Annotated in this window: 1 protein-coding gene; it reads right to left on the bottom strand. The window is 40.4% G+C overall.

Features of this window, described 5'->3' with window-relative positions:
• Window positions 1-73: 73 nt before the first annotated feature.
• Window positions 74-1426, bottom strand: coding sequence for a transposase (locus tag M3180_RS22230; protein ID WP_144877910.1), 1353 nt, complete (start codon window positions 1424-1426; stop codon window positions 74-76).
• Window positions 1427-1553: the final 127 nt, after the last annotated feature.

Raw genomic sequence — 1553 nt, 5'->3', positions numbered from 1 at the left:
TGAATCAATTTCATAATGCACTTCTCTAAATAAAGTCAGACGAACAGAATTTCTGAAATCTCATTTTTGAAGCTTAAGCTGCTTGTTGGTTGAATTGTTTATTGATGCGATCTACTGCTAATTTCGTTGCATTGTATACCAAAGAAACCAGACTCAAGTGTGCTTTTGCTTTTTGCCCTGATCGATGACGAATATGATTAAGTTGAAAGTATCCTTTCAAATAAGCATTAACGCGTTCCACTGCAGAGCGCCGCTTAAAAATTTCATCCCAAGATACCGTCCCTCGTGCGGGTGCTGTATACTTGCGAAGATTCGATGTTCGTTTAATTTTGTACACCTTCTGACACAAGCTATCGTTTTTAAGTGGACATTCTTCACACGCTTTCGGACGAACATACTTTAGCATCTCGTATTTTGAATCATAACTGTCATAACGATAGGACTGCTCTCTCACGCAGGTTGGAGCAAAATGCTCATCGAAACCGATATATTCAGGTTCTCGTCGACGGTTATAGGCGATGATCGCATGAGCCTTTGCTTCTCTTACTTGCTCATAAATCGGTTCATGGTCATACCCAGCATCCATTGTTGCATAGCGAAACTTAAAGTGTGAATGATGGTAACTAAGCCCTTTTAATAAAGGAATAGCAGCTTTTCCATCATTTAAGTTACCGGAAGAGAGCATTGCACCTAGAATATATTGACTACTTGTAGCAACTGCCAAATGTGCTTTGTAGCCATACCAAAACACGTTATTGCTTTCACTGTTTTTCTTGATGCCCCACTGTGGATCAAGCGGCATCTGCTCGCTTAAAGCTGAGTAAGATTCGTTTCGCTGAGCAGCGATATCTTTTTCGTAGATGGCTTTACTTGCTTCTTCAGCTTGCTTTTGTGCATTCCAGTTGGCATGCTCTTCTTTGGATTTACGTCCACGTTTTTTAGGTTCAGGTTTTTCTTTTACTTGTTTAGCAGGTGCTTGATCACGAGCGACAATATGCGTGGCATCGATCGCAATCGTGTCGTCGCAAATAAATCCTTCTTGCAAGGCATGAGCAATCACTTGTTGTTGCATCTGCTCTAGTACGTTGCTGTCGCTCATTTTCTGCATAAGTCGCGAGTAGGAAGCTTCCGAAGGAACAGAGTCTGACAGCATAAATCCACAATCTAGGCGAAACAACACATCTTCGCGGAGCCTTTTGATTAAATCTTTAATCGTCGGAATGCGTGAAATGATTCTAGCGATAAGTGAATAGATCATAGCTGAATAATGAACCTCAACGGGAGCACCAAACCTGGATTTTTTACTGACCACACAAAGTAAAGGTTGAATATCTATAGCATTAAAAATGGCTTCAAAGCGATATTTTTGCTCCATAGTAAATAGGTCTTGCAGGGTAAACAAACTCTCGTGTCGAATATATGGCATTGGGAGTACACCTCATCTCATTGGTTTCGTTTGGTCACTTAATCAATTCGAGATTTAGGGAGGTACTCCTTTTTCTGTACATTAGAAAGCTAGATCTAGCAAGGCTTTAGATTTATGAAATTGATTC

Origin of the sequence: Paenibacillus camelliae (genome assembly GCF_023715345.1) — a bacterium.
Lineage (GTDB): Bacteria > Bacillota > Bacilli > Paenibacillales > Paenibacillaceae > Pristimantibacillus > Pristimantibacillus camelliae.
The sequence above is the reverse complement of the archived record's forward strand: the minus strand, read 5'-3'. Positions and strand labels throughout refer to the sequence as shown.

Excerpts from the sequence above, each read along its gene's own strand:
- M3180_RS22230 (WP_144877910.1), bottom strand. The coding sequence starts at position 1,426 with ATGCCATATATTCGACACGAGAGTTTGTTTACCCTGCAAGACCTATTT.